The following is a 26,134-nucleotide window of genomic DNA, read 5'->3' as shown; positions in this document are numbered from 1 at the left end:
GTAGTTATGAAGTCATTTTAACAGACTACCAAACGTTGCAAATTTAATAAAATATTTTAAACTATTTTTTTATTCCTTCTAAATCTAACAAAAAACTGTATTCTTTGGCGATTTCCTTGATGGCTTCAAACCTTCCAGAAGCACCGCCGTGTCCCGCGTCCATATTAGTATCCAAGTACAATTGATTGTTGTCTGTTCTCAAGACTCTGAGTTTGGCCACCCATTTGGCCGGCTCACAATATTGCACTTGTGAATCGTGTAAACCCGTAGACACATACATATGCGGATACGCCTGAGCCGTAACATTGTCATAAGGCGAATATGATAACATATAATTGTAATACTTCTTCACATTCGGATTACCCCATTCGTCGTATTCACCGGTCGTAAGCGGAATACTGTCGTCTAACATCGTGGTCACTACATCTACAAAAGGTACTTGTGCGATTACGCCGTGGTACAAAGACGGTGCCATATTAACAATAGCGCCCATTAAAAGACCACCAGCCGAACCGCCTTCAGCATACAAATGTTGGTTTGACGTGTATTTTTGGTCAATCAAAAATTTCGAACAATCGATAAAATCCGTAAAAGTATTTTTCTTTTTTAAGAGTTTGCCATTTTCATACCACGGTCGACCTAAATCTTCGCCGCCTCGAATGTGCGCAATAGCATAAATAAAGCCACGGTCTAACAAACTCAAGCGAACCGTTGAAAAATAGCAATCCATAGTAACCCCATACGAACCGTAAGCATACAACAAAGTCGGATTGTTCCCGTTTTGCTGCAAACCTTTGCGATACACCATCGAAATAGGTACTTGCGTTCCGTCTTGCGCTGTAGCCCAAACGCGTTCTTCAGTGTAATTGTTTTTATCAAAAGTACCTCCAACAACTTCTTGCTCTTTCAAAACCGTTTTGGTTTTGGTTCGCATATTAAAGTCGATTACCGACGAAGGCGTAGCCAATGATTGAAAAGCATAACGCAGTATTTCGGTATCAAAATCCAAATTGGTAGTTGTATAAGCCGTAAAAGTTTCACTGTCAAAAGGCAAATAATAGTCTCCTTCCCCATTCCACGGCATGATTCGAATTTGATTCAGGCCATTGTATCGCTCGGTAACCACTAAATACGCCGCAAAAATATCAATATCTTCCAGCAACACTTCTTCGCGGTGCGGAATCACATCTACCCAATTTTCTTTGCCTGTCGTGTTTTCCGGCGTTTTCATCAGCTTAAAGTTGGTTGCCTTATCTTTATTGGTTACGATGTAAAAATGATCTCCGAAATGCGACATCGAATACTCCAAACCTCGAGTTCGTTTTTGGAAAACTGTGAACTTCGCATCCGGTGTAGCCGATAAAACCATACGGTATTCCGTGGTCATGGTACTGTTGGAGTTGATAATGATATATTTTTTCGATTTCGATTTGTAAACCGAAACATCAAAAGTTTCATCCTTTTCAAAGAAAACCAATTCGTCTTTATCGGGACTTGTCCCCAATTTGTGTTTGTAAATTTTATCCGGACGCAAGGTTTGTTCATCTTTACGTGAATAAAATAAGGTTTGATTGTCACCTGCCCAAGTCGCGCCACCGGTCGTATTCTCTATTTTAATCGGCAGAATTTCTCCGGTTTGCAAGTTCTTGATTTGAATGGTGTACTGTCTTCTGGAAACCGTATCAACACCAAAACTGGCCCAAACATTGTCTTCACTTACACTCAAGCCGGCTAAGTTAAAATAGGCATGTCCTTTTGCCATTTCGTTGCAATCAAACATGATTTCTTCGGGCGCTTCCAAACTGCCTTTTTTTCGGGAATGGATTGGGTAATCTTTGCCTTTTTCGAAACGGGTGATGTAGTAGTAACCGTTGTAAAAATAAGGCACCGATTCGTCGTCTTCCTTAATTCTGGCTTTCATTTCCTCGAACAAACTGTTTTGGAAATCTTTAGTATGGGCAGTCGATTTTTGGTAGTAGTCGTTTTCTTGGTTAAGGTAATCAATCACCTCAGGATTTTCTCTTTCATTCAACCAATAGTAATTATCGGTTCTCGAATGACCGTGCTTTTCCAGAATTTTGGGAATTATTTTAGCTTTAGGTGGTTGTATGGCGTTTGACATTAGTATCGTAAAATTATTATCCACAAAAATAAGTATTATGCCTGCATAACTTTGACAAAACTTCGGAAGTTATGCACTTAGAAATTAACAGTATTTGTTACCTTAGCACTTTAATTTAAATGATAGTTTATGTTTGGAGACATGATGAACATGATGGGCAAACTCAAAGAAACCCAGCAAAAAATTGAAGCTACAAAACAACGTTTAGACACCGTATTGATTGACGAAAAAAGCAACGACAACTTGCTACATGTAACCATCACCGCCAATCGAAAAATTCGTTCGATTACCATAGATGAAAGTTTGTTAGAAGACAAAGAACAATTGGAAGATTACCTGATTTTGGTCTTAAACAAAGCCATCGAAAAGGCTACGAACGTTAACGAGGCTGAGTTGGCTGCTGTAGCCAAAGAAGGCATGCCGAATATTCCGGGCATGGATTTATTTAAATAAAACATGAACATCAGCTACCCATTTTTACTCTTGGCCTTATTGGCTGAAATTATTGGTACAGTCGGTGGCTTTGGTTCTTCTGTATTTTTTGTGCCGATAGGTAATTTTTATTTCGATTTCCATTCGGTACTTGGATTGACAGCCGTTTTTCATTTGTCGAGTAACCTCAGTAAAATAGCCTTGTTCCGAAAAGGATTAGATAAAAAGTTATTGCTTTATATCGGACTACCTTCTGCCCTATTTGTTATTCTTGGTGGCATACTATCAAAATACTTACAAAGCTATTGGCTGGAAATACTTTTAGGTATTTTCCTGGTGGCTATGAGTTTGGTTTTCCTGATCAAAAAAGATTTAATCATTCCACCGAATAAAAAAAATGCCACATTAGGTGGCGTTTTTTCAGGTTTTTCAGCCGGTTTGTTAGGAACCGGCGGTGCTATTAGAGGATTAACTATGGCAGCCTTTAATTTGGAAAAAAGCGTTTTTATTGCCACTTCGGCGGCCATCGATATGATGATTGATTTGACCCGAACCGTTGTATATTACCAAAACGGATTTATCCACCAACACGATATGGTTTACGTGCCGTTTCTCTTTGTCATCGGTTTGGTAGGTTCGTATTTGGGCAAACAATTGTTAGACTACATTCCACAAGTGAAATTCAGGATGATTTCACTGGTTTTAATTTTACTTATTGGCTTGATTTCTATAGGAAAACAGTTTTTGACTTAGAACTGCACTTTACCTAAATTTTCCAATACATATTCGTGTAAAACTTGCTTGTAATCGAGGTGCGTTACCATGCGTAATTTGCCTTGTCCCATGGAACTGATGAGTATGCCTTTGGCTTTTAAGGTGTCGATGACTTGCTTCTCGGTCAGTGGTTTTTTGACTTCAAAAATCACAATATTGGTTTCTATCGGCGACACATTGGCAACCCAAGGCAATTGTTGCAACAGCTGTCCCAACTCTTTAGCCCTACGGTGATCGTCTTCCAATCGATTGATATTGTTTTGCAAAGCGAATATTCCGGCCGCCGCTAAATAACCGGATTGGCGCATATTCCCACCAAATATTTTTCGGATGCGCAAGGCTTTGTGCATGGTTTCGGCATCAGACACTAAAACTGAGCCAATAGGAGCGCCCAATCCTTTAGAAAAACAAACCGAAATGGTATCAAACAAAACGCCGTATTGTTTCGGATGTTGCTTTTTGGCTACCAAAGCATTCCACAAACGCGCACCATCTAAGTGGTATTTGAGATTATTATCAACACAAACTTGTTTGATTTTTTGTAATTCGGCTATGTCATAGCAAGCGCCACCGCCTTTGTTTGTGGTGTTTTCTATGCTGACCATTTTGGATAAAGGGGCGTGATAGAACTCGGGATCATTAATCCCAGAGGCGACTTGCTCAGCGGTAATCATACCACGCTGGCCATCGAGCAAATTGAAATTCACGCCACTATTGAATGATGCTCCACCGGCTTCGTAGAGATGGATGTGCGACCATTTATCGCAAATAATTTGGTCACCGGGATTGGTATTTAATTTAATAGCGGTTTGGTTGGCCATAGTACCGGATGGGAAAAACAACGCGGCTTCCATACCAAACAAATCGGCTACCATTTTTTCAAAAGCGTTTACGGTAGGATCTTGTTTGAACACGTCATCGCCTACTTTGGCGTTGAACATGGCTTGCAGCATTTCGGGTGACGGTTTGGTAACGGTATCGCTGATTAAATTTATTTCCATATGAAAGTCAGATAGTCTATTTTTGCAATTAAGGCTAGCCCTCTCGTCAGTATGACGAGACGGGAAACAGCTTCTAAAAATTAAAACACAAAACTACATTATTTATGACAAATACCGAACAAATAAAAGGTATTGTAGAACGCCTTGGTGCGTTGAGGAGGTATCTTTGACATTGATGCCAAACTGATTGAAATTACCAACGAAGAAGAAAAAACTTTTGCGCCCGACTTTTGGAATAACGCCAAGGAAGCTGAAGTTATTGTGAAAAACCTGCGCTCTAAGAAAAAATGGGTGGAAGACTTTAACAAGGCGGAGAGTTTAACCGAAGAATTGCAAATTACCTACGAGTTTTTTAAAGAAGGTGATGCGACTGAGGAAGAACTTGACCATCAGTTCGAACTGGCCAATACACATATTGAGAATCTGGAATTCCGCAACATGCTTTCGGACGAAGGTGACAGTTTGAGTGCGGTATTGCAAATTACAGCCGGTGCCGGTGGTACGGAAAGCTGTGATTGGGCTTCGATGTTGATGCGTATGTATTTGATGTGGGCGGAAAACCAAGGCTATAAGGTTAAAGAGCTGAACTTTCAGGAAGGCGATGTGGCCGGTATTAAAACGGTGACTTTGGAAATTGAAGGCGATTTTGCTTTTGGGTATTTAAAAGGCGAAAACGGTGTGCATCGATTAGTGCGTATTTCGCCATTTGACAGCAATGCCAAGCGCCATACTTCGTTTGCTTCTGTATATGTATATCCTTTAGCCGATGATACAATAGAAATTGAAATCAATCCGGCCGACATAGAGATCATAACTTCTCGTTCGAGCGGCGCCGGAGGACAAAACGTAAACAAGGTAGAAACCAAAGTACAGTTATTTCACAAACCTACCGGGATTCAGATTCAGTGTTCGGAAACGCGCTCACAGCAAGACAACCGTCAAAGGGCGATGCAGATGTTGAAATCGCAGTTGTACGAAATTGAGTTGAAAAAGCGTCAGGAAATGCGCAGCGATATAGAAGCCGGAAAGATGAAAATCGAATGGGGTTCGCAAATCCGCAATTACGTAATGCATCCGTATAAATTAGTAAAAGATGTTCGCACAGGATATGAAACCAGTGATGTTGATAGCGTAATGAATGGGAATTTAGACGAGTTTTTGAAAGCCTATTTGATGATGATGGGACAGAAGAATGATGAATGATGAATTATTTTGAAAATAATTTCAATTTACCATTTACTATTGAGAATTTACAATTACATTTGCCACGAGGATTCCGTAAAGGAAGTTACACCTCACCGCATAAGTCGATCGCTCCAGGTCGGCTTTTGTATTTTATAGAAATAACGAAGCCCAAAGCAGCGGACTGTTTTGGGCTTTGTTATTTGAAGAAAGTTGGATTTTATAAAGCCTCTTTCAAAAAATTTTTGAAAGCTATCCACGAACGTTTCTCGGCTAGTTCATTGTAAGCGGCACCTTTGCTGTTGTCGCTCCCGGCATCTTTGTGCGTAAAAGCATGAACGGCATTGGCGTAGAACACCATTTGCCAATCGGCACCAGAACTTTTCATTTCTTCTTGAAAAGCATCGACTTCTGCTTTGGGAACATAAGGATCATCGGCACCGTGAAGCACCAAAACTTTGGAGTTGATTTTGTTTACCGCACGAGAAGCGTCTTTCCCTAAACCACCGTGAAAAGAAACGGCTCCTTGCACTTTTAAGTTGCCTCTAACAGCTTCTAAAGCACCGGTTCCGCCAAAGCAGTAACCCATGACTACAATTTTATCCGGATTGGCACCAAGCTTGACCAACTGGTCTAAAGCCAATTGAATGCGTCTTTGGTAATCGGCAAAGTTTTGTTTGTAATAACCGGCATTTTTTCCGGCTTCGGCAGCATTCTTCGGTCGCTTGTCTACACCATAAATATCGGCTACAAAAGCATAATAGCCTAGTTTGGAGAGTTCGGCAGCACTTTCTTTAGAATGTTCGTCAATGCCCATCCAGGCCGGTAAAATGAGTACACCCGATTTTTCTTTGAGTCCGTTTTGAGGTTTTACACCGAAGCCACTGAGCTTTTGTTCACCGTCTTTGTAATCCATTGGTACTAATTGTGCATAGCCAGTCAACAGACCGGACATAATTGTTACTAGAAATATTGTTTTGAGTTTCATAGAATGTGATTTTGATATAAAATTAACTAATCGGCATCGGAACAAACGTTAAAAAAATAAAAAAACCTCCGAAGAGGTTTTAGTTATATTGGATGATTTAATATCATATTTAATATTTTCTCAACGGATTGAGATAAAATTGAAATAGAAAAACAAGCTACTATGAAGCTTAAATTGAATTTAAGAACGTTACAAGGGTAACCAAATCAGACTCCTTTGAAAAAGAGATGCTGTTGTTTTTTAAGAAATCTACTATTTGGCTTTCTTTGTCAGGAAACATTTTTACCAATTCTTTTTTGTTTTTCGGGAATGTAACTATTCCGTCCATTTTTTTTATATAAAAGGTTTCTTTCTGAAATTCATAGTGAGCAGGAACTTCACTAGCATAACTATTCGCAGGTTCTACTTTTGGAATTAGTTTCACTTTTTCTCTCTTGAATAAAGAAACTTTTTCTCCGGTAGATAGCTTTACCAAAAATCCTTTGACATTTCCTTTATCAGAGTTGTATAGTGTGTATTTGTAGTTTTTCTTGCTGTTGGTAAAATTAACCTCCATACTGTCTGATTTTATCACAAAAAGGATTTTTCCCTCGCTTTGAAATTCCATCTCATCTTTGTAAGCATTATATCGAAGTAAAAACATTCCTTCATAACCGGTAACAGTAGCGGGTAAAAATGTTGTTGTAAAATATGGACTTCCTTCAATATTCTTTTCGTCAACGTCGTTGCCTTTAGAAAGATCAAGGCGTTGTTTGGCAGTGATAATTGACATTCCGTTCCCTATTTGTTGAGAATAGATTGGAAGTGAAACAAATAAAATGGTGTGTAATAGGATTTTTTTCATTGTGATTATTTTATTGAATCGCAAAAATAGATTCTTTCCCTAAACAAAAAAAAAATATCCGAATTTTATTATGTTAAATTCCTATTTCAACCTGAAAACGTACATACCAATTGTTCTTGGAAGTACCGTCAAAATAATTTAGAGTATCGTAGTTGACTTCAGCTTGCAGTTTAAAAGCGTGTTCCCAAATGTATTTGGTTATGCCCACAGAATATTCTCGGACATTAGGCGCCAAAGCTGCAATATCATTTCCAACATTCTGGATAGAATAACGAGCGATGAATTCGTAGTTCGATTTGGTATTATAACTCGCTTGATAATCAAACCCGTTTCCGACAAATACATAATTACTTTCGGTAACATCTTCCGGATTAACGGTGATAGCGTTTTCATTTGTCGTTCTCGACATATAACTCATCATGGCTGCCCAACCGTTGTATTTGAACATAGCATCAAGTAAAACCGACTTCATGGTTCGTCTCTCAAACAAATCATTCCCCAATTGTCCTTGCGTACGTTGCGCGTGGTTATTTTGTTGAAAAGCCCCGGACAATAACAACTTAGGTTTCTTTTCGCGTAAAATATCGCCTTCAAAATAAGTACCATCTTTAGAAAAGGCACCCAATGGCATTATTTCTATTTTACCGGTTACAGCTACACCGTCATCTGCTTTACCGGTTTGATTTCGGCCTTCTCCACCCGATAATGCCGCTTTGAAGTTATAAGAGAATTTGTCTTTAAACTCATTCATATTGTGCACTTGAAACCCAAAGTCACGATCAATAGTAAATTTAGCATTATTAATGGTTCTGTCGGTTAACTGCAAACCTCCGGACGAGTTAACGCGTTGACGGTTTCCGGGTAATTTGGTTTGTCCAAAACTGATATTCCAGTGCTTATTCGGTCGGTAAAAAACGACGGCATCGCGAATGATGTTGATATTTTCACCTTCTTTCACTTCACCCACATCGCCCGGTGCGAAAGAAAGTTGAATAGCATATAGAAATTTAGGATTCCCTACATAACCATCAAAACGCAATCGCAAACGACGCACTTGACCATCATAAGCGCCTGCTTCACCATCTTCATCCAAATAGGTTGCTCTGTTTTGCATGCGAAAGCGGATATTGAGTTGGAAGATACTATCAGGAGAAGTCATACCAATTCCCTTACCAAAACTATAATAGGGCAAGGCTGACAACTTAACATCGTTATCGTGTTTGGTTTGCTCAATTGTAATTTGTGCGGATATTGAAATTGATGCCAGTAAAGCACCTATTAGTAATAGTTTTTTCATTGTAGTTGTGTGTTGTGTTGTTAATGATTTTTTGATGTTAAAAAAACCTTTTATTAACGATTAGAAAGTAGTTATAAAAAAAGCCAACCTTAACAGTCGGCTTTTGTAAAATTATTTTTTTTAGATAAATATTTTCAATAAATAATATACTAAGGCGGCTAAAACTGCTGAAACTGGAATGGTTAAAATCCAAGCCCACAATAATTTAACCGTAACACCCCAGCGAACTGCTGAAACCCTTTTGGTTACGCCTACCCCAATAATAGAACCTGTAATGGTATGTGTGGTTGAAACCGGAATTTTAAAGTGCTCTGTAGAAAACAAGGTTAACGCTCCGGCTGATTCGGCTACTACGCCTTCAAAAGCAGTTACTTTGGTAATTTTGGAACCCATTGTTTTTACAATTTTCCAACCGCCACTCAAGGTTCCTAATGCAATTACGGTGTAACAGGTAAGCGGAATCCATCCCGGCATAACACCGTCTATTTTAACGCCGTCTTTTTCGGAAGGCAAGACTACATTCAAATCTAACCAACCCGCTGATAAATCGATGTTAGGATTGGATTTGATATAAACCGCTACAGCCGCGGCAATAATTCCCATTACTTTTTGGGAGTCATTTCCACCGTGCCCCAAACTAAAGGCTGCGGAAGACAGTAATTGCATTTTTTTCAATACTCGTTCAGCTTTTGCAGTAGAGAAACTGCTGAATAATAAATTGAATATGGCCAAACTATAGAAAATAAAAGCAACTAAGAACCATTTTATATTATGAGGCTCTGTAACGACACTCCAAAATTCACTTTCAAATCTTGGTTTTTTGATGTCTTCGTATGGCACCATAACGGAGTATAAAAACCATCCAACCAACAACATCAACACTACAGTTAATACTTTAGGCCAAACATTTTTCTTTGAAGAGTACATCAACCAAAGCGAAATGAAATAAGAGATTATCATACCCAACAATGGTGCGAATACAATAAACAAGATGACAATAAAGACACCCGATGGTAATAATTCTCCCTCTTTGGCTTCTTTTAACCAGTTTACAATTTTAAATCCGGCATGTTCAGGATCGGTGACATCGCGAAAACCGTGTGCAATGGCTGCTCCGGCAAATCCACCAATTAAGGTATGGGAAGATGAAGATGGAATACCTTTCCACCAAGTAATTAAATTCCAAATAATCGCTGCAATGACCCCGGCCAAAATCACCGTTAGGTCAATACTACTGGTATGTGCGGTTTTGGCAACAGTATCAGCAACACCGAAACCAAAAACCCAATAAGCCATGAAGTTAAAAAGCGCTGCCCACAATACCGCTTGAAAAGGCGTCAATACCTTAGTCGCTACTATGGTTGCTATGGAGTTGGCTGCATCGTGAAAACCATTGATATAGTCAAATACCAGCGCTAAGAATATGATGATTAACAATAAAGTAAAATCCATAAAAGTTGATTTATATTAAACTGTTTATGAATGTTTTACTGAAATTTGTTCCATTACGTTGGAAACACTTTTACATTTATCTGAAGCAGATTCTAAAGCAGAAAGTACTTCTTTATACTTGATAATGTTTTTAACATCGGTTTCATTTTCGAAAATGTCAGCAACCGCTTTATCAAAAACCGAATCCGCTTTGCTCTCTAATTTGTTGATTTTTTTACAAGTTTCTTTGATAGCCTTGTGGTCTTTCATGTCTTTCAATTGCTTTACACCGGCATTGATTAACTGACAAGCTTCTAAATTAATTTCTGTTAATTTACGAATGGACTTTGTAATCTTTTCTACTTGGTACAAACGCATTCTACTGGCAGCACCGTGCATGTAATCAGCTACGTTATCAATGGCTTTTACCAAAGCGTGAATGTCTTCTCTATCAAAAGGAGTGATGAAATTTCTGCTTAATTCCAAATGTGTTTTATGGGTAATCTCTTCAATGGTGGCTTCTAATTCCTCAATCTTTCTGAAATAATCCTCACGCTCCGATTTTGGGGCATTGACAGCTTCATGAAGGGTTTCAGCTAAAATCACTAAATTTGAGGTGGCTTGTTCAAAAAGAGGAAAGAATTTTTTATCTTTTGGAACTAAAAACTGGAAAATGTTGTTGATAGACATAGTGTTAAAATTTGATGCAAATGTATGACTCTAATGTTAAGTGAATATTAAATATAGTTGATGCAATTGAATTGAAATTTACAATTTGTTAACATAAAATTAGCATGGTCAATTGTACATCTGATTTCAGTTATTGAAAACGTTTTCGTAGTTTAGCAACCAATTCACACAATCGTTATATACCCTACAAATTTATGGACCTTACCTTCAATAAAAACGAAGATCATAACAAACTTTTACTATCTGAATTAAAACAACGATTGGCTAAAGTAAAATTGGGCGGTGGCGAAAAGCGCATTGAAAAATTGCATGCAGAAGGAAAAATGACCGCACGCGAGCGCATTGATTATTTATTGGATGACAAAGTCAAAAGTATCGAAATCGGCGCTTTTGTGGGTGACGGCATGTATGCAGAACATGGCGGTTGTCCTTCGGGTGGCGTGGTGGTTAAAATGGGTTACATCAAAGGCAAACAATGCATAGTCGTGGCCAATGATGCTACCGTAAAAGCCGGTGCTTGGTTTCCGATTACGGCTAAAAAGAATTTACGAGCACAAGAAATCGCTATAGAGAATAGATTGCCTATTATTTATTTGGTGGATTCTGCCGGAGTGTATTTGCCCATGCAGGACGAAATTTTCCCCGACAAAGAACACTTTGGTCGTATCTTTAGAAATAACGCGATTATGAGCAGTATGGGTATTACTCAAATTGCCGCTGTGATGGGTAGTTGCGTAGCCGGTGGTGCTTACCTTCCTATTATGAGTGATGAAGCAATGATAGTGGATAAAACAGGAAGTATTTTCCTGGCCGGAAGCTATTTGGTAAAAGCCGCTATTGGAGAAAATATCGATAATGAAACTCTCGGCGGTGCCACAACACACTGTGAAATCTCCGGGGTAACCGATTATAAAGCCAAAGACGATAAAGATGCTTTGGACCGTATCAAAAGTATAGTCGGGAAAATAGGCGATTATGAAAAGGCAGGTTTTAATCGCGAAAAACCACAAAAACCGGCTTTAGACGAAAAAGATATTTATGGTATTTTACCCAAATCCAGAGCGGAACAATACGACATGCTGGAAATCATCAAGCGTTTGGTAGACAATTCCGAAATGGACATGTACAAACCGGATTATGGTAAATCCATCATCACTTGCTATGCCCGAATTGACGGTTGGGCTGTGGGTATTGTAGCCAACCAACGTACCGTTTCTAAAACCAAAAAAGGTGAAATTCAATTCGGTGGTGTCATTTATTCAGATTCAGCCGATAAAGCCACGCGGTTCATAGCCAACTGTAACCAAAAGAAAATTCCGCTCGTTTTTCTGCAAGACGTAACCGGTTTTATGGTAGGTTCTAAAAGTGAACACGGCGGAATCATTAAAGATGGTGCCAAAATGGTCAATGCTGTTTCCAATTCGGTTGTACCGAAGTTTACAGTAGTAGTCGGCAACTCCTACGGCGCCGGAAACTATGCTATGTGTGGTAAAGCCTACGATCCGCGATTGATTTTTGCCTGGCCAAGTGCCGAACTCGCGGTAATGGGCGGAACCCAAGCTGCTAAAGTATTGGCCCAAATTGAAGCTTCTTCTTTGAAAGCCAAAGGCGAAACTGTAGATGAAAAAACCGAGCAAGCGTTGTTTGATAAAATCAAGGCGCGTTATGACGAACAAGTTTCCCCTTATTATGCAGCAGCCCGATTATGGACCGATGCGATTGTTGATCCGATGGAAACCCGAACTTGGATTTCTATGGGAATAGAAGCTGCTAATCACGCGCCGATTGAAAAGCCATTTAATTTGGGAGTAATACAAGTTTAAATGGTCATCTATGAAACAGCTTATCTTTCTCCTTATTTTACTTTGTAGTTATAAAGGCAATGCCCAAGCCGAAGATTACACCGGAAGCTATTTCTTTTTAATTGAAGGTAAAGACGGAAGTATTCTTGACTATATAATACAACTCAATGCCGATCAAACGTTTGATTTTACAAGTTTTAACCGAGTAGTTGATATACGAGGTAATCACGATACCCATAAAAAGGGAAAAGGTACATGGAAAGTTGAAAATAAAATTATAAAGTTCACCACAGAGGCGACCGACTTAAACCAAGAATATACCTTGAATTTCAGTGGAACTACCGCCCGTATTGTCAAAAAATCGGCTCGTGATACTTCTGACAAAGTGGTGCCGACAGCACTTCAATTCTACAAATCTGAAATTCGTACCATAGAAAACTTGAAGTTTTTATTGAAGGAATAAAATCATTAATTAGCCAATAATTTACTTTTCCTTTATAGCTTTGCAGCGATGAAAAAGGCCGCTCATTTTATCGCTTTTCAACAAGACATTTCAGGTATTACCCTACCGGAAAAATTCACTTTTCCGTTTTACTACGAACCGCACGATTTGAGTAAAATAGCAGCTAAAGCGTTGCAGGATTATCTCGAAACACAAACCGATTTCGAACATAACTTCGGCTTAGATGATACACAAGACGGTTTAGCCATAGGCAAAATGTTCGGCGTTTTAGTAGTACAAAATACTGAAGGTCGATTGGGTTATCTTTGGGCGTTTTCGGGTAAACTGGCAGAGCGCAACCACCACCCGTTTTTTGTGCCAACTGTGTTTGACATGTTGGAAGAAAAAAGTTTTTTCAAGCAAGAAGAAGTTATCTTAAATAATTATAATAAAAAAATTGAACTACTTGAAAATGATTACACTTACCTAAAGTCAATTCAAGTATTAAGCGCAACCAAAATCCAAGCAGAAAAAGAAATTCAGGCGCAAAAAGAAACGATTAAAATCGGCAAAAAACGCAGAGCAGCACTTCGTCAAAACAATCCGGAAGCCGATGTAGAGCAACTTAACAAAGAAAGTCAGGAAGAAGGCATCTTACTCAAAAAAATGACGCTGTATTGGAAACATCACATCACCGCTGCTGAGGAAACTGTGGCTGATTTTACTTCGACAATTAACCAACTCAAAGAAGAACGCCGTAAAAAATCGGCGGAACTCCAACAGCAACTTTTTGAACAATACGCCTTTCTCAATCAGTACCAAGAACTGAAAAGCTTAGGAGAAATTTTTAATGGCAATCCTCCTGCCGGAGCTGGAGAATGCGCAGCACCAAAACTCCTACACTACGCTTTTCAAAACGACTTAAAACCCATTGCGATGGCCGAATTTTGGTGGGGACAATCGCCTAAATCCGAAGTTAGAAAGCACCAACAGTTTTATCCCGCTTGTACCGGAAAATGCGAACCGATACTAAGACACATGCTCAAAGATATTCCGTTAGAAGACAATCCGTTTAAAACCAATCCGGCGGAAGGGAAAACTTTGGAAATTGTATATGAAGATAACTATTTGACTGTGGTGAACAAACCCGCCGAATTTTTATCGGTACCGGGAAAAGACATTACGGATTCCGTTTGGAGTCGCGTTAAATTACTTTATCCCAATGCGAGCGGTCCATTAATCGTGCATCGTTTAGACATGTCGACTTCCGGTTTGTTGCTGATTGCTAAGTCGGCCACAGTATACAAAAACCTGCAAGCCCAATTCATACAGAGAAAAGTCAAAAAACGCTACGTTGCCCTACTCGATGGTAATGTAAACGAAAGCAAAGGTGTAATCGATTTACCGTTGCGCGTAGATTTAGACAATCGCCCAAACCAAATTGTTTGCTTTGATTACGGAAAACCCGCCAAAACCGAATGGGAAGTGTTGGAAAAAAGAGGTAATCAAACCTTGGTACACTTCTACCCGATTACCGGTCGAACGCACCAACTTCGCGTACATGCTGCACACCAATTGGGATTAAACTCTCCTATTGTTGGTGATGATTTATATGGAACCAAAGCCAATCGTTTGCATTTGCACGCCGAAAGTATTACTTTTAATCATCCTGTTTCAAAAGAATCCATAACGGTGACTGTGGCGGCTGATTTTGAGTAGGAAACAATATTGGGCTTTGCTCAACCCATTTCAAAATGTCCATTTATGAAAAAAATTCTCGGTTTCGCGTTGTTTATCGGCTTTGTCCAAACTATATCAGGACAAGCAAATTTTAGCCGTAAAGACAGTCTGCAAGGCGGATTAAGGCCTGAACGCACTGCGTATGATGTATTGCGCTACGATTTGAACATCACTATAAATCCGAAAGAAAAATCAATTACAGGTTACAACGACATCACTTTCAAAACTGTGGAAAGGACTTCGACCATTCAAGTAGATTTGTTTGAAAACATGCAAGTTGACAGTATCATTTATCAAAATAAAAAACTCAACTACTCAAGAGAATTCAATGCGGTTTTTATCAACTTTCCAAATCCAATTCAGAAAGAGACCACGGAAAAATCCATTCGTTTTTATTATTCCGGAAAACCTACAATTGCACGTCATGCGCCTTGGGATGGCGGTTTTGTATTTAAACAGGATAATAACGGTAAAGATTGGATTGGAGTTGCTGTTCAAGGTACCGGAGCCAGCTTGTGGTATCCGGTGAAAGATACCCAAACCGACGAACCGGACTATGGCGCTACTATAAAAGTTGCTGTACCTAACGGACTGATGAATATTTCCAATGGGCGTTTTTTGGGCTCAGAAGATTTGAAAAACGGTTACACCCGCTGGGATTGGGAAGTAAAAAATCCTATCAACACTTATGACGTTACGGTGAATGTAGGTGATTATGTTTTACTGCATGAAAACTACAAAGGTTTGGATTTGGATTATTATGTATTAAGAGATAATGAAGCCAAAGCCAAAATTCATTTTGAAGAAGTCAAACCGATGATGGATTGCTTTCAAAGTAAGTTTGGAGAATATCCTTTTAAAAGCGACGGGTACAAATTAGTCGAAACTTCTTATTTAGGTATGGAACACCAAAGCGCTGTAGCCTACGGAAATAAATACCTCAAAGGCTATTTAGGAAGTGATTTGTCCGGGACCGGAGTTGGACTGTCTTTCGATTTTATCATCATCCATGAAACCGGTCACGAATGGTTCGGCAATAGCATCACTTCCAAAGACATCGCCGATATGTGGATACACGAAGGATTTACCCAATACTCCGAAATCGTTTATGTGGAATGCCAACAAGGCTATGAAAAAGCCATGACTTATACCAATGGTTTAAAGAAGAATGTTAAGAACGATCGTCCGATTATTGGGAATTACGGCGTAAATAATGAAGGTTCGGGTGATATGTATCCGAAAGGCGCTTTGTTATTAAACACACTACGACATGTGATTAATGACGATGTCAAATGGTGGAAACTGTTGTTGGATTATGCCAATACCTTCAAACATCAAATCATAGATTCAGAAACCGTTATCGCTTATTTTAACAAAGAAAGCGGACAGAACTTAACACCGATTTTTAATCATTATTTGCAAAAAACCACCATTCCGAAATTGGAATTAAAAACTGTGAAAGGGAAATTAGCTGCCAGATGGAGCAATGTAAATGATAATTTTACCATGCCGATTGAGCTAACCTATCAAAATAAAACCTTTAGAATCCAACCCAAAAGCACTTGGACAACCACAAAAGTGAAGGTAAAGAACATCACAGAAGTGGCTCCCAAGCTCAATCAATTCTATATTGAATACAAACTCTTGTAAAAAAAAACAAAAACAAAACCGTATCTCATTAATAATTAGTAAATTAGATTAAAATTTAAACATATTTATTATGGATACTTCAGTAAAAGGTTTGAACAAATGGGCCAATGCTCATTCTACCATTTGGTTTGATGCTTTCCGAATTTTATTGGGCGCCTTTTTATTTTATAAAGGGACTACCTTTATTGGTAACAGCGGAGCGTTTGAAGATTTGATAGCACCGGCCAGTAATTTTTTAGGCGGTATGTTTGCGTTTCACTATGTAGCTTCGGCGCATATCATGGGCGGCATTATGATTATGTTCGGATTGCTGACGCGATGGGCTTTACTTGCGCAATTGCCAATTTTAGTCGGAGCCGTATTGATTAATTTTTTAGGCGATATGAATGCGCTGAATCTTTTGCTGTCAACCTTAACTTTAGGACTGAGTATGTTTTACACGGTTTACGGCAGCGGCAAACACTCAGCCGATTATTACTTCAAAATGCAAAAATAATACGGAAACTTAGCCATAAAAAAAACGCACTGGTATAGTGCGTTTTTTATTATTGAAGCGATTCTTTTCGCATGATTTTTCCGGTCGCCGTTTCTTTAAACTTAGGCACAAAAACAACTTCTTTGGGCTTTTCGTATTTGTCTAAGTTTTTGTAAAGGTCATCGGCCAAATCAAAAGCCTCGCCTTCTATAACCAAGATCACTTTCTCTCCCAATTCTGTATCGGGTTTAGAAGCGATAAAAAATCGTTGTGTCAATTGGTGCGACAACTTCTCCTCTATTTGTTCCGGAATCAATTTAATGCCACCACTGTTGATGACGTTATCGACTCTACCCACAAAAACAAACTGATTTTCGTTGAGCAATTCTACTAAATCATTGGTAACTATTACTTCATCGGAAATACGCGGTGCGTGAATCACCAAACAGTTTCGGTCATCGTAAGAAATGGTTACGCCAGGTAAAACCGTAAAGGCCTTTTCTCCTAATTTTCGGGCAGCAATATGCGTAATTGTCTCAGTCATACCATAAGTTTCATAAACTTGAGTCGGTAATTGCAGCAATTGTTTTTCTAAGTTTTTGTTCACAGCAGCACCGCCGACTATCATCTTTTTAACTCTTTTGAGTTCGGTTAACGAATTTTGAGCTTGCAACGGCACCATAGCCACAAAATCAAAGTCCATATCAACATGGTCTAACGGATGTGAACTTGGCGCTACAAATTCTAAATCCAATCCCAAAATCATGGCACGAACCAGCATCATTTTTCCCGCCACGTATTTAACCGGTAAGCATTGCAAAGCTTTATCGCCGGGATGCAATTCAAAAAAATCACCGGTAGCTAAAGCAGACTCAACCATAGCTTGTTTGCTGACAGATATTAACTTAGGCGTTCCTGTAGTACCGGAGGTTTGCATTTCGATATAGGGCTTGTCATCGAACCAATCCAATAAAAAATCACCTACCGGTTTTTCAAAATCTTCGCCTTCTTTAATAAAGCTGTAAGCCACACGACACAAGTCTTCTCGGTTCAAATGAAAGCCATTCAACTTGAACTGGTTGTGAACATTTTCGTAAGTTGGATTATACATGATCATCAAAATTTATAGAGGATGGAACAATTCGAGTTTGGATATCTCCGGTAAGTTTTCCTTTCCAGTCTGTCCAATTGTATTTTTTACTGAAAACAAATAATACCAAAGGAAAAATAATCAGCACAGGCACCAAAACTTCAAAGCCAACAGAAGGCGTCGAGATGTCTTTAAAAACCGATTCGGTCTTCAGCGCCGACCATTCTGAGGTCACCAACAAAGCCGTAACGATATTATTAGCCGCGTGAAAACCAAGCGCCAACTCCATACCTTCATCCATCAAGGTAACAATACCCAAGAAAAATCCGGTACCGATATAATAAATCATAATAATGTAACCCATTTTCTCTACTTCGGGATTCATAATGTGCATCAAGCCAAACATCACAGAAGTGATAACTAAAGGAAACCATCGGTTACCGGCCAACAATCCTAATCCTTGCATCAAATACCCTCTGAAAATATATTCTTCTGCACTGGTTTGTATTGGCAACAATGTAAAAGAAATAAACACTAAAATCAGAAAAGGAATCGGTTTAAAATTAACCACAAAATCTTCAGGACTTCCAAAATAAGAAGCTATAGTCAAAACAGCACTCATAACACTCCACAATGCGAAACTGAAAAAAATACGTTTCCAATCGACTTTAGCTCGAGTAGTAGTAATGTCAATCATCCTCAATTTGTGAATGTATTTCACCACTAAGATGATTCCAATCATGGTACTGACAAAAATGAGTAGCATCAAAGCCAAGGTTACATTGGGACTAAAGACGTTCATCATATCGGCCTCGGTAGTTGGCATACCTTTACCGGACGACATGGCCTTAGTCACTACAGCAACGCCAAACGGAATCTGACCTAAAATGTAAAACAAACTGATTACGACAAAACCCAACAAGTACTTGAGTGCCGACTTAGAAACATTATCCTTGTTTTCTAAAAACATAAATCTTAAAATTTTAATTTCGCCTAAATTACTTCATTTATACAAATATCTATTACTTTGCGTCAAAAAATATGTTACAAGTCCTTCACAATCCACGCTGCGGAAAATCGAGAAACTGTCTGGCTTTTTTAACCGAAGCCAACCAAGATTTTGAAATTATTTCTTATTTACAGAACCCTCTATCAGAAGCAGAAATCAAAGAGTTGTTACAAAAACTCGACTTAAATCCGCTAGAATTGGTTCGCCAAAAAGAAACGATTTGGATTGAAAACTATAAAAATAAGTCGCTTACAGACCACGAAATAATTAAAGCCCTAAGCGAGCATCCTATTCTGATTGAACGACCAATTGTGATTAAAAACAATGAAGCTATCATTGGAAGAGACCTTGAAAAGCTACAAAAATTCATCTGAAAAATCGCATTACTTTTAACAAAGATTTGGGAATTGTCACTTAAACCAAAGCGTATTTTTGCACTCTAAAGCATGAATCAAAAACATTTAGATGAAAAAAATTCAAATTATCACTGCCCTAATTTTATGTTGTCTTTCTATGGCCACTTTTGCCCAACCCAATGCCGGAAAAGCCAAAGTAATCATTACCGGAAATGTGGTGGAAAAAACCAGTAAACTTCCATTAGAATACGCAACAATTACCTTAAAAAACACTCAAAATCCAAAAGCTGTTTTTGGTGGAATTACCGACAACAAAGGAAACTTTAATGTAGAAGCCAGTGCCGGTGTCTACGATATCATCATCGAATTCATTTCTTTTAAACCTACTGAAATCAAACAAAAACGCCTCAACGAAAGTACCAATTTAGGAACTATCGCCTTGGAGGAAGATGCTACCCAACTCAACGAAGTGGTGGTTAGAGCCGAAAAAACTACCGTAGAGATTAAACTGGATAAAAAAGTTTACAACGTTGGACAAGACTTAATGGTCAAAGGCGGAACGGTTAGTGATGTATTAGATAACATTCCTTCTGTTTCTGTTGACGTAGAAGGAAACGTGAGTTTAAGAGGCAATGACAACGTTCGAATTTTAATTGATGGTCGTCCTTCCAGTGCCATTAACATTACCGAAGCACTGCGATTAATTCCGGCCGATGCTATTGAAAAAGTAGAAGTAATTACCAATCCATCTGCCCGTTACGACGCTGAAGGTGGTGGCGGTTTGCTTAACATCATCTTGAAAAAAGGTAAAAACCAAGGCATCAACGGAACCTTTATCGGAACTACAGGATATCCTAAAAACAATGGGGTAAGTGGTACTGTAAACTACAAAACCAAAGAGTTCAACTTGTTTACTACGCAAGGTTACAGCCAGAGAGAAAATCCCGGAAATGCCTTAACCAATTCGAGATATTTAAACGATGACAATTCTACTCGTGATTACATGTACGAAACCCGCGAAAATGAAAGAGCTAACAAATCTTATAACGGAAATTTCGGATTTGATTGGTTTTTAAGCGAAAGCCTAACTTGGACCAATACTGTAAATTACAGAAGAAACAGCGGAAATAACATTGACGATGTATTACAAAAATACTACGATGTAAACTTTGCCTACCAATACGAAAGAAATCGTATCAACGCAGAGGACAGTAAGAGCAAAAACATAGAATACACCACCAACTTTACTAAAAACTTCAAAAAAGAGGGCCACAAACTTACCATTGACGGTTCGTTTTCTAAAAATACAGATGAAAACATCGCCTTTATTACCGATGCTGCTACCAATACGCCTATCGTAACCTTAGATGAAACCACTAACCTGCAAAAACAAAACCGTAATTTGATCCAAACCGATTATGTGTATCCGTTTGCCAAAGGAAGTCAGATTGAGTTTGGTTACAAAGGCGAATTCTTAAAAAATATCAGCGACTACAGTGTGGTAACCAACGGTGTTCCGTTTCCGCAATTCACCAACATATTGGAATACAAAGAATACGTAAATGCTTTATACACCAGCTACGGTACTAAAATCAAAAAATTCTCATTCTTGTTAGGTATGCGTTGGGAAGATTCTAATATCGAAGTCAACCAATTGGCTACCAGCGACTTCAACAACAAAAAATACGACAACTTCTTTCCGAGTGCCTTTTTTACTTACGAATTGGGTGAACAAACCAGCGCGTCTATTAGTTACAGTCGCCGTATCCAACGCCCGAGAGGCCGTCAATTGAATCCGTTCAACAACCTATCAAGTAACGTAAATATTTTTGTAGGGAATCCCGATTTAGATCCGGCATTTACCGATGCAGTCGATATTGGTTACATCAAACGTTGGAGCAAACTCACTTTTAACACGTCATTGTACGGAAACAAAACTACCGGTGCGTTCCAATTTGTGCGCAGAGAAAGCGGCGATTTCCAAAACGGTATTCCAATTATTATCAGTTCACCTATCAACTTGGCTACCGAGTACAGAACAGGATTCGAATTCACTTTAAATTATTCTCCATACAAATGGTGGAAATTGAACAGTAACTTTAACTTCTTCTACAATGAAACGGATGGTGATTTTACTTATACGGATTTCAATGGAAATGAGGTTGTTCAAAATTTTGATAACAGTACCATAGCATGGTTTACACGTTTGACTTCAAAAATCAATCTACCTTATAAAATTGATTGGCAAACCAATGCCACTTACAACGGACCACAAAGAAACGCGCAAGGTCGCAGTTTAGGGGTTTTTAGTATGAACTTGGCTTTCAGCAAAGACATTTTAAAAGACAAAGGAACGCTTTCTTTAAACGTGAGTGACTTACTCAATTCCAGAAAGCGATTGATGGAAACTTATATTGCTGGGGCTGTTGACTCTTACGGAGAAATGCAGTGGAGAGAACGCCAAATCAACTTCTCGTTCACCTACCGCTTCAACGTACAGAAAAACGAAAGAGAAAAAGAGAGAAGAAATCGAGGCGGTCAACAAGATGACGGCGGTGATTTCCCGGGATAATCAAAGCATAAAAAAAGCCTCGAAATATCGAGGCTTTTTTTTACAACAAACTGAAAAAATTATTCAGCTTGCTCGGCTTCTCTTTTAGCTTTTTTCTCTTGCAAAAACTCTCTTACACCACCAAAAACCCAATAAGGGATAATCGCAGTAATCAAGAAAATCATCAACCAAAAACCAATGGTTAAGATTGTCAAGAAAGCTAAGAAACCTAGATACTGTTGAAATTCAAACATGTTTTCCGGAATTTTTTGAATTATAAGCAAATGTAAGCGTAATAATCGGGCTTACCAAAAAACTGCACACATTTTATCAAACGGGTTATCCACAATTTTTAAGCAGTTTTTACAAGAAGCTATTCCGGCTGTCCACTCTATCTTTTTCACGCTTGCCGCGGAAAAACCGCCACAAGCGTAAAAAAGGATGCCGTTTCCATCCGGGCTAGAATCCTTCATTTCAAAGGAAAAATTGCAGTAGTTAAAACTAATGTCATTACCCTATAAAAAGTAAAAAACCCGGTTTAGAGCCGGGTTTTTCGAGATCTGTCAAAATCAAACAAAACAATAATCAAACTATTTTTTTATAAACATGTTGGTGTAATATTTTTTTCCGTTATCAGGGTTAATGGTTACAGAGATACCTAGGTGGGTATAATCACCTTCAATGTTGGCTTTGTGCGACGGACTGTTTAACCAAGCGCTCATGGCACTCTCAGCCGTTTGATAGTTGTAAGCAATATTTTCGCCTACTTTTTCAGCGCCCAGTACACGTACCAGGTTGTCAGATCGTTGTTGGAAGTAATCGTGGTTCACCACACTGTTGTCAATCATGTAAAAGTTGTGCTCTTCCGATTTGTAAGAGATGTGATTGATAACTGTTAACGGGTTTAATCCTTTGCTTTGACGGTAATCGTTGATTAGGGTAATCAATTTCGACTCGGTTTCGTTGTAATTGTAGGTTGTTACAACTTGTTTGTCTTCAGCAGCGGCTTCTGAGGAATCAGAAGAACAAGATACCATAGTGAACAGAATTGCTAACGGCAACAATGCTCTAAACATTTTTGCTTTCATAGTAGTAGGTTAAGTTTTTAATAAAGTAGATGTGGGGCAAACACTTTATTGGTTAATAATGACAGATTGAAATAAAGTAGATGTGGGGCAAACACTTTATATATTTTTATTATAAGAACGTATTGTTTGATTTGGTTAAACAATATTACCAAAAACACCGATTAAAATACAAATAAAATCGATGAAATACACTTTTTATTCTTTTGTATAAGATATATTCCTACATTATTGCATTTCGTCGATGTTTTTTTAAGGCATAAAAAAACCACTCTGATCGGAGTGGTTTTTCAAAGAGTCGAAATAGTTTAAGCCGACTTATAAATTCTGTTAATCGGGATGGAATGACCTTGTTTTAATATAACCCGCTGGTCAGTAACAGCCCAAACAGTAGTTTCTACCACTTTTTTGGATTCATTGTCTTCAAAATAAATTCTGATTTTTGAATGTTCTAAATTACCAAGCGCTAATGCCCTGTCCAATTCTAATTGGCGTTGCTGCACTTCTTCACGAGTGGCTAAAACATCAGCTTGTGGAAAAGAAAGAAGATGGATAACTTCTTTGGAAATAGTTTCGAAATTTGGCTTCATACTATTAGTGTTAAGTTAGTGAATAGATTTATGGGTAGATTAAAAGTAATAAAATATCTTTGCCTTCCAAGAAAAAAACAAAAAAAATATTTTACAAATTGATTGCAACACTCTCAAATTCAACACTATCTGTCAGCATAAACAGCAAAGGAGCTGAACTCATCTCTATCCAAAACATCCAAACCAAACGCGAATACATTTGGGAAGGAAACCCCGAATACTGGGGCAAACACTCCCCTATTCTTTTCCCTATTGTGGGTACTTTAAAAAACAACGCTTACCGTTTCAATGGACAAAATTATACTTTACCGCGTCACGGATTTGCGAGAGATTATGAATTTAAAGTTATAAGTCAAGAATCGGATAAAGTCATTTTTTCTTTACAAGAAAATGCGGCAACACTAGCGGCATATCCTTTTGATTTTGAGTTGCAAGTCGGTTACACTTTAATTAAAAATGAATTGGTGGTGCGTTATCTGATCCGAAATAACAACCAAATGACCATGCCATTTTCCATTGGCGGGCATCCGGCTTTTGCGTTAAAAAATGCTTTTACCGACTATAGTTTGAGATTCGAAAAAGAAAAAAATTTAACTAGTTATAGTTTAGATAACGACTTGATTTCGGATAAAACAGCAATTGTGCCGCTACAGCAAAACCTACTACCATTAAGTTATGCATTATTTGAAAAAGATGCTTTAGTCTTTAAAAGTATGACATCGAAACAAATACAACTCCTGGAAAATAATGTGCCTATTCTCAATTTCAAATACCGTGATTTTCCTCATTTCGGGCTTTGGACGAAAGTCGGTGCGCCATTCATTTGCTTAGAACCTTGGTTGGGTTATGCCGACACCATTGCCGCTAATGGAAATCTGATGGAAAAAGAAGGCATTACGCTATTGGAAGCTAATTCGGAAAAAGAAATTAGTTTTAGTATAGAAATTGTATAAATTTACCAAAAAACGATTGTCATGCTTACCATCAATTTCCATCCTTTCCAAAACCTCGAAACCGAACGACTATTATTACGTCGTCTAAATCCTAACGATGTAGCAGAAGTATTCGCCATGCGAAGTAATCCGGAAGTGATGCAATATATTCCTCGTCCGCTAGCTCAAACCAAAGAAGATGCCTTGGCGCACATTACAATGATTAATGAAAAAATCGACAACAATACCGGCATCAACTGGGGCATCACGGTAAAAGGTGAAGAGACCATTATGGGCATCATTGGTCATTATCGCATCCAACCCGAAAACCATCGCGCGGAAATCGGCTATATGTCGCTGCCCGAATACAATGGTAAAGGTTACATCTCTGAAGCTATAAAAGCGGTAGTGACTTATGGTTTCGAGCAGATGAATTTACACTCCATAGAAGCCGTAATTGATCCCGGAAATGTAGCCTCAGAAAAAGTATTACTGAAAAACGGCTTCGTCAAAGAAGCACATATATTGGAAAACGAATTGTGGGAAGGCAAGTTTTGGGATACCGTAATCTATTCGTTGCTAAGAAGAAACTTCAAACCTTAACTTATCAGAACTTAGGCAAGGTTTTAATATAAAGCGCTTCTATTTGTTTTCGAGCCCATTCGGTTTTGCGCAAAAAAGTCAAACTCGACTTAATACTGGGATCATTGTTAAAACACCTGATTTTGATTAATTCCCCCAAAGTATCAAAACCGTAATACGCCACCAACTGCTCTAACATAAGCTGTAAGGTAACGCCGTGTAGCGGATTGTTGGGTTGTTTATTTTTCATGTTGTAAAGGTAAAAATAAAAACCGCCTGTCACAACACAAGCGGTTTAAACTCCGATTAAATCGGGACTAACTTATAACTATTAACTATAAAATTAAAACACAAATTTAAATCCGAATGATAATGGTGTAGTTAAATTCGGAGCACTTCCGCCCAAAGCACTAATGTAAGCTGGGTCTACTGAAGCAACATGAGCTACAGAGAAGTTATTGATGGTCTTTTTATCTCCACCATCAGGTTTAATAGTAGTAGAGGTAAAACTAGCCAAGTTATATGAAAACTCAACACTAAAGTTTTTAGTCACAAAGTAGTCAAAACCTCCTGACATAGCCACTCCGAATTGGTTTACTTTGGTGTTAGCTTCTTTTTCTTTCCCTGTGATAATTGGCGTTGCTAATTGACCAAAGAAATAGAAGTTACCGGCTACATTCCAATACTTTCTTACTAATGGTTCAACCACTACTAAATTAGTGTTAGCATTTGTAGTAGAACCTGTTTCAGATTTGATGTTTACTATACCAACACCGGCACCAACAGTAACCGATGGAGAAACGAAATAACCAACCAAAGGTAAAACGGTTAAATTGGTTCCTTTTGTATCACCTTCTTTAGTTTGTTGGTAACCAAACTGTGAAGTGGCCCACCAAGCGCCTTCTAATCCTTTACTTTTTTCTTGTGCTTGAGCAGTTAAACCAAAAAATGCTAATCCTGCTACTAATAATAATTTTTTCATTTTGATTGTTAGTTTAAAATTATACCCCAAAATTAAGGGGAAGAATTCAGCCAAAAACTGATATAAATCATAGTTTAAACATTTTTT

General features: G+C 38.4%; 27 protein-coding genes. 12 read left to right on the top strand and 15 right to left on the bottom strand.

Annotated elements, in window-relative coordinates; translation table 11 throughout:
• Positions 1 to 61: 61 nt before the first annotated feature.
• Positions 62 to 2,122, bottom strand: coding sequence for a S9 family peptidase (locus SK086_RS06900; protein ID WP_324690614.1), 2,061 nt, complete (start codon positions 2,120 to 2,122; stop codon positions 62 to 64).
• Between the two features lie 129 nt (positions 2,123 to 2,251).
• Here SK086_RS06900 and SK086_RS06895 point away from each other — a divergent pair, with 129 nt between their 5' ends.
• Together SK086_RS06895 and SK086_RS06890 are read left to right on the top strand one after the other, a co-directional pair.
• Positions 2,252 to 2,575, top strand: coding sequence for a YbaB/EbfC family nucleoid-associated protein (locus tag SK086_RS06895; RefSeq protein WP_324690613.1), 324 nt, complete (start codon positions 2,252 to 2,254; stop codon positions 2,573 to 2,575).
• 3 nt (positions 2,576 to 2,578) lie between these two features.
• The gene (locus SK086_RS06890) at positions 2,579 to 3,307 is read left to right on the top strand and encodes a sulfite exporter TauE/SafE family protein (protein WP_290875847.1); all 729 of its coding nucleotides are present in this window, start codon (positions 2,579 to 2,581) and stop codon (positions 3,305 to 3,307) included.
• On the opposite strand, the gene SK086_RS06885 is transcribed toward SK086_RS06890, so the two are convergent.
• Positions 3,304 to 4,329: a threonine aldolase family protein gene (locus SK086_RS06885; RefSeq protein ID WP_324690612.1), complete on the bottom strand. Its 1,026-nt coding sequence runs from the start codon at positions 4,327 to 4,329 to the stop codon at positions 3,304 to 3,306. The two genes, SK086_RS06890 and SK086_RS06885, sit on opposite strands and share 4 nt — an antisense overlap.
• A 104-nt stretch (positions 4,330 to 4,433) precedes the next feature.
• On the opposite strand from SK086_RS06885, the gene prfB reads away from it, so the two are divergent.
• Positions 4,434 to 5,532 (top strand): peptide chain release factor 2 gene (gene prfB, locus SK086_RS06880; RefSeq protein ID WP_324690611.1). Its coding sequence is split into 2 segments (ribosomal slippage): positions 4,434 to 4,496 and positions 4,498 to 5,532, totalling 1,098 coding nucleotides; the frame shifts between segments, so codons are not numbered across the junction.
• 199 nt (positions 5,533 to 5,731) lie between these two features.
• On the opposite strand, the gene SK086_RS06875 is transcribed toward prfB, so the two are convergent.
• The 5 genes from SK086_RS06875 to SK086_RS06855 form a co-directional block, all read right to left on the bottom strand.
• On the bottom strand, positions 5,732 to 6,499 hold the full coding sequence (locus tag SK086_RS06875; RefSeq protein ID WP_324690610.1) for a dienelactone hydrolase family protein: 768 nt from the start codon (positions 6,497 to 6,499) through the stop codon (positions 5,732 to 5,734).
• Between the two features lie 169 nt (positions 6,500 to 6,668).
• Positions 6,669 to 7,343 (bottom strand): hypothetical protein, encoded by a 675-nt coding sequence (locus SK086_RS06870; protein ID WP_324690609.1) that lies wholly within the window; start codon positions 7,341 to 7,343, stop codon positions 6,669 to 6,671.
• Between the two features lie 73 nt (positions 7,344 to 7,416).
• The gene (locus SK086_RS06865) at positions 7,417 to 8,640 is read right to left on the bottom strand and encodes a porin (protein ID WP_324690608.1); all 1,224 of its coding nucleotides are present in this window, start codon (positions 8,638 to 8,640) and stop codon (positions 7,417 to 7,419) included.
• Between the two features lie 120 nt (positions 8,641 to 8,760).
• Positions 8,761 to 10,092 carry an inorganic phosphate transporter gene (locus SK086_RS06860; protein ID WP_290877034.1) on the bottom strand — a complete coding sequence of 444 codons (1,332 nt, stop codon included), beginning with the start codon at positions 10,090 to 10,092 and terminating at the stop codon, positions 8,761 to 8,763.
• Between the two features lie 24 nt (positions 10,093 to 10,116).
• On the bottom strand, positions 10,117 to 10,761 hold the full coding sequence (locus SK086_RS06855; RefSeq protein ID WP_290877031.1) for a DUF47 domain-containing protein: 645 nt from the start codon (positions 10,759 to 10,761) through the stop codon (positions 10,117 to 10,119).
• 194 nt (positions 10,762 to 10,955) lie between these two features.
• Here SK086_RS06855 and SK086_RS06850 point away from each other — a divergent pair, with 194 nt between their 5' ends.
• The 5 genes from SK086_RS06850 to SK086_RS06830 all read left to right on the top strand — a co-directional run bounded on the left by SK086_RS06850 (position 10,956) and on the right by SK086_RS06830 (position 16,891).
• Complete coding sequence (locus tag SK086_RS06850) at positions 10,956 to 12,584, top strand: acyl-CoA carboxylase subunit beta (RefSeq protein WP_324690607.1); 1,629 nt, start codon at positions 10,956 to 10,958, stop codon at positions 12,582 to 12,584.
• A 10-nt stretch (positions 12,585 to 12,594) separates the two neighbouring features.
• Positions 12,595 to 13,026, top strand: a complete 432-nt coding sequence (locus SK086_RS06845) for a hypothetical protein (RefSeq protein WP_324690606.1) — start codon at positions 12,595 to 12,597, stop codon at positions 13,024 to 13,026.
• A gap of 48 nt (positions 13,027 to 13,074) precedes the next feature.
• Positions 13,075 to 14,724 (top strand): pseudouridine synthase, encoded by a 1,650-nt coding sequence (locus SK086_RS06840; protein ID WP_324690605.1) that lies wholly within the window; start codon positions 13,075 to 13,077, stop codon positions 14,722 to 14,724.
• A gap of 45 nt (positions 14,725 to 14,769) precedes the next feature.
• Positions 14,770 to 16,395, top strand: a complete 1,626-nt coding sequence (locus SK086_RS06835; RefSeq protein ID WP_324690604.1) for a M1 family metallopeptidase — start codon at positions 14,770 to 14,772, stop codon at positions 16,393 to 16,395.
• Positions 16,396 to 16,465: 70 nt separating this feature from the next.
• Positions 16,466 to 16,891 carry a DoxX family protein gene (locus SK086_RS06830; RefSeq protein ID WP_324690602.1) on the top strand — a complete coding sequence of 142 codons (426 nt, stop codon included), beginning with the start codon at positions 16,466 to 16,468 and terminating at the stop codon, positions 16,889 to 16,891.
• 49 nt (positions 16,892 to 16,940) lie between these two features.
• Here SK086_RS06830 and SK086_RS06825 read toward each other — a convergent pair whose 3' ends face one another.
• Both SK086_RS06825 and SK086_RS06820 read right to left on the bottom strand, forming a co-directional pair.
• Positions 16,941 to 17,981, bottom strand: coding sequence for an AMP-binding protein (locus SK086_RS06825; protein ID WP_324690601.1), 1,041 nt, complete (start codon positions 17,979 to 17,981; stop codon positions 16,941 to 16,943).
• Positions 17,974 to 18,930 (bottom strand): CPBP family intramembrane glutamic endopeptidase, encoded by a 957-nt coding sequence (locus SK086_RS06820; RefSeq protein ID WP_324690600.1) that lies wholly within the window; start codon positions 18,928 to 18,930, stop codon positions 17,974 to 17,976. The genes SK086_RS06825 and SK086_RS06820 overlap by 8 nt, the downstream gene beginning before the upstream one ends.
• Before the next feature lie 71 nt (positions 18,931 to 19,001).
• Here SK086_RS06820 and arsC point away from each other — a divergent pair, with 71 nt between their 5' ends.
• Positions 19,002 to 19,343: an arsenate reductase (glutaredoxin) gene (gene arsC / locus SK086_RS06815; protein ID WP_290876414.1), complete on the top strand. Its 342-nt coding sequence runs from the start codon at positions 19,002 to 19,004 to the stop codon at positions 19,341 to 19,343.
• Positions 19,344 to 19,434: 91 nt separating this feature from the next.
• Complete coding sequence (locus SK086_RS06810; RefSeq protein WP_324690599.1) at positions 19,435 to 21,897, top strand: TonB-dependent receptor domain-containing protein; 2,463 nt, start codon at positions 19,435 to 19,437, stop codon at positions 21,895 to 21,897.
• Between the two features lie 59 nt (positions 21,898 to 21,956).
• Here SK086_RS06810 and SK086_RS06805 read toward each other — a convergent pair whose 3' ends face one another.
• The 4 genes from SK086_RS06805 to SK086_RS06790 form a co-directional block, all read right to left on the bottom strand.
• The gene (locus SK086_RS06805; RefSeq protein WP_290876418.1) at positions 21,957 to 22,130 is read right to left on the bottom strand and encodes a hypothetical protein; all 174 of its coding nucleotides are present in this window, start codon (positions 22,128 to 22,130) and stop codon (positions 21,957 to 21,959) included.
• 51 nt (positions 22,131 to 22,181) lie between these two features.
• Positions 22,182 to 22,349, bottom strand: a complete 168-nt coding sequence (locus SK086_RS06800; protein WP_324690598.1) for a hypothetical protein — start codon at positions 22,347 to 22,349, stop codon at positions 22,182 to 22,184.
• Positions 22,350 to 22,466: 117 nt separating this feature from the next.
• Entirely contained in the window at positions 22,467 to 22,964 is a 498-nt protein-coding gene (locus tag SK086_RS06795; RefSeq protein ID WP_324690596.1) for a CAP domain-containing protein, read from the bottom strand.
• 305 nt (positions 22,965 to 23,269) lie between these two features.
• A complete protein-coding gene (locus SK086_RS06790) occupies positions 23,270 to 23,551 on the bottom strand; it encodes a hypothetical protein (protein WP_324690595.1) in 282 nt (93 codons plus the stop codon).
• Between the two features lie 98 nt (positions 23,552 to 23,649).
• Here SK086_RS06790 and SK086_RS06785 point away from each other — a divergent pair, with 98 nt between their 5' ends.
• Positions 23,650 to 24,504, top strand: a complete 855-nt coding sequence (locus SK086_RS06785) for an aldose 1-epimerase family protein (protein WP_324690594.1) — start codon at positions 23,650 to 23,652, stop codon at positions 24,502 to 24,504.
• 21 nt (positions 24,505 to 24,525) lie between these two features.
• Positions 24,526 to 25,086, top strand: a complete 561-nt coding sequence (locus SK086_RS06780; RefSeq protein WP_324690593.1) for a GNAT family N-acetyltransferase — start codon at positions 24,526 to 24,528, stop codon at positions 25,084 to 25,086.
• A gap of 4 nt (positions 25,087 to 25,090) precedes the next feature.
• Here SK086_RS06780 and SK086_RS06775 read toward each other — a convergent pair whose 3' ends face one another.
• On the bottom strand, positions 25,091 to 25,315 hold the full coding sequence (locus SK086_RS06775; RefSeq protein ID WP_324690592.1) for a VF530 family protein: 225 nt from the start codon (positions 25,313 to 25,315) through the stop codon (positions 25,091 to 25,093).
• 93 nt (positions 25,316 to 25,408) lie between these two features.
• A complete protein-coding gene (locus tag SK086_RS06770) occupies positions 25,409 to 26,047 on the bottom strand; it encodes an outer membrane beta-barrel protein (RefSeq protein ID WP_324690591.1) in 639 nt (212 codons plus the stop codon).
• Positions 26,048 to 26,134: the final 87 nt, after the last annotated feature.

Origin of the sequence: Flavobacterium cheonhonense (genome assembly GCF_035671315.1) — a bacterium.
Lineage (GTDB): Bacteria > Bacteroidota > Bacteroidia > Flavobacteriales > Flavobacteriaceae > Flavobacterium > Flavobacterium cheonhonense.
The sequence above is the reverse complement of the archived record's forward strand: the minus strand, read 5'-3'. Positions and strand labels throughout refer to the sequence as shown.

Excerpts from the sequence above, each read along its gene's own strand:
- SK086_RS06900 (WP_324690614.1), bottom strand. The coding sequence starts at position 2,122 with ATGTCAAACGCCATACAACCACCTAAAGCTAAAATAATTCCCAAAATT.
- SK086_RS06895 (WP_324690613.1), top strand. The coding sequence starts at position 2,252 with ATGTTTGGAGACATGATGAACATGATGGGCAAACTCAAAGAAACCCAG.
- SK086_RS06890 (WP_290875847.1), top strand. The coding sequence starts at position 2,579 with ATGAACATCAGCTACCCATTTTTACTCTTGGCCTTATTGGCTGAAATT.
- SK086_RS06885 (WP_324690612.1), bottom strand. The coding sequence starts at position 4,329 with ATGGAAATAAATTTAATCAGCGATACCGTTACCAAACCGTCACCCGAA.
- SK086_RS06875 (WP_324690610.1), bottom strand. The coding sequence starts at position 6,499 with ATGAAACTCAAAACAATATTTCTAGTAACAATTATGTCCGGTCTGTTG.
- SK086_RS06870 (WP_324690609.1), bottom strand. The coding sequence starts at position 7,343 with ATGAAAAAAATCCTATTACACACCATTTTATTTGTTTCACTTCCAATC.
- SK086_RS06865 (WP_324690608.1), bottom strand. The coding sequence starts at position 8,640 with ATGAAAAAACTATTACTAATAGGTGCTTTACTGGCATCAATTTCAATA.
- SK086_RS06860 (WP_290877034.1), bottom strand. The coding sequence starts at position 10,092 with ATGGATTTTACTTTATTGTTAATCATCATATTCTTAGCGCTGGTATTT.
- SK086_RS06855 (WP_290877031.1), bottom strand. The coding sequence starts at position 10,761 with ATGTCTATCAACAACATTTTCCAGTTTTTAGTTCCAAAAGATAAAAAA.
- SK086_RS06850 (WP_324690607.1), top strand. The coding sequence starts at position 10,956 with ATGGACCTTACCTTCAATAAAAACGAAGATCATAACAAACTTTTACTA.
- SK086_RS06845 (WP_324690606.1), top strand. The coding sequence starts at position 12,595 with ATGAAACAGCTTATCTTTCTCCTTATTTTACTTTGTAGTTATAAAGGC.
- SK086_RS06840 (WP_324690605.1), top strand. The coding sequence starts at position 13,075 with ATGAAAAAGGCCGCTCATTTTATCGCTTTTCAACAAGACATTTCAGGT.
- SK086_RS06835 (WP_324690604.1), top strand. The coding sequence starts at position 14,770 with ATGAAAAAAATTCTCGGTTTCGCGTTGTTTATCGGCTTTGTCCAAACT.
- SK086_RS06830 (WP_324690602.1), top strand. The coding sequence starts at position 16,466 with ATGGATACTTCAGTAAAAGGTTTGAACAAATGGGCCAATGCTCATTCT.
- SK086_RS06825 (WP_324690601.1), bottom strand. The coding sequence starts at position 17,981 with ATGTATAATCCAACTTACGAAAATGTTCACAACCAGTTCAAGTTGAAT.
- SK086_RS06820 (WP_324690600.1), bottom strand. The coding sequence starts at position 18,930 with ATGTTTTTAGAAAACAAGGATAATGTTTCTAAGTCGGCACTCAAGTAC.
- arsC (WP_290876414.1), top strand. The coding sequence starts at position 19,002 with ATGTTACAAGTCCTTCACAATCCACGCTGCGGAAAATCGAGAAACTGT.
- SK086_RS06810 (WP_324690599.1), top strand. The coding sequence starts at position 19,435 with ATGAAAAAAATTCAAATTATCACTGCCCTAATTTTATGTTGTCTTTCT.
- SK086_RS06805 (WP_290876418.1), bottom strand. The coding sequence starts at position 22,130 with ATGTTTGAATTTCAACAGTATCTAGGTTTCTTAGCTTTCTTGACAATC.
- SK086_RS06800 (WP_324690598.1), bottom strand. The coding sequence starts at position 22,349 with ATGAAGGATTCTAGCCCGGATGGAAACGGCATCCTTTTTTACGCTTGT.
- SK086_RS06795 (WP_324690596.1), bottom strand. The coding sequence starts at position 22,964 with ATGAAAGCAAAAATGTTTAGAGCATTGTTGCCGTTAGCAATTCTGTTC.
- SK086_RS06790 (WP_324690595.1), bottom strand. The coding sequence starts at position 23,551 with ATGAAGCCAAATTTCGAAACTATTTCCAAAGAAGTTATCCATCTTCTT.
- SK086_RS06780 (WP_324690593.1), top strand. The coding sequence starts at position 24,526 with ATGCTTACCATCAATTTCCATCCTTTCCAAAACCTCGAAACCGAACGA.
- SK086_RS06775 (WP_324690592.1), bottom strand. The coding sequence starts at position 25,315 with ATGAAAAATAAACAACCCAACAATCCGCTACACGGCGTTACCTTACAG.
- SK086_RS06770 (WP_324690591.1), bottom strand. The coding sequence starts at position 26,047 with ATGAAAAAATTATTATTAGTAGCAGGATTAGCATTTTTTGGTTTAACT.